General features: G+C 54.6%; 1 protein-coding gene. It reads right to left on the reverse strand.

The features are described from left to right. Nucleotides 1-815, reverse strand: an 815-nt coding sequence (locus HMPREF9440_RS11100; protein WP_008540573.1) for an IS1634 family transposase, incomplete at both ends; no start/stop codon positions are given.

Here is an 815-nt window from a genome sequence, read left to right on the forward strand (position 1 = left end):
TTCTCCAACTCGTCGATGTCGTGAAAGTACCGCTTCCTCGAGTACGTTGCAATGCATCTCGCATCCAGGGTGATCTGCCTGGATCGGCCGGTTTCGCTGTCGACAAGGCGCTTCCGCAAAGGCATGGACACGTCCTTAACGCCCCAATCGATATCGTCGCCGTCCATGGTGTTTACCCAGCCCTCAGGATCGAGAATCAGGTCCTGCTCCTGTTGCGTGAGCTTGACGTAGGGCGGGTAGCCGACGATGTACTTGAAGCCGTAGGTTTCGAGTGCTTCGAGATTCAGAGTTTGGTTCAGACCGCTATCGGCAATGACAGTGACGTCCTCAATGTTGTACTGGCGCCTAAATTCATCAACAACCTTCAAAAGCGTTCCGACTTCCGCCGTGTTGCCGGGGAAGAGCTCATAGGTGATGGGAACGCCTTCGGAATCAACCAATAACCCGAGAACGACCTGGGTTTCCTGCGTGCGGTGCTCCTTGCTCATCCCGCGACGTCGTAGCTCATCCTCCGTGAAACTCTCGAAGTAGAAGGTGGTGACATCGTAGAGCGCGATCGCCAGATCTCGTTGATACATCTTTCCGATGGATTCATTGAGTTTACGAATGATGTATTCCTTGCGTTCGGCGAGTACGCCCAGGGAGCCGTAGAGGTCGGCGAGCTTGACTTCTTCGAAGTCGAAGAGGTAACGCCCGCGATTCATCCAGGTGCTCCGCTTGGACGCGGGTGTGACGATGCGCCCGAGGCAGGCCAGGAAAACCGCCTGATTCAAGTCGTACGAGATCTTGTGGTTTCGACGGTAATTCGTGAAATA

This window comes from Sutterella parvirubra YIT 11816 (assembly GCF_000250875.1).
GTDB lineage: Bacteria > Pseudomonadota > Gammaproteobacteria > Burkholderiales > Burkholderiaceae_F > Sutterella > Sutterella parvirubra.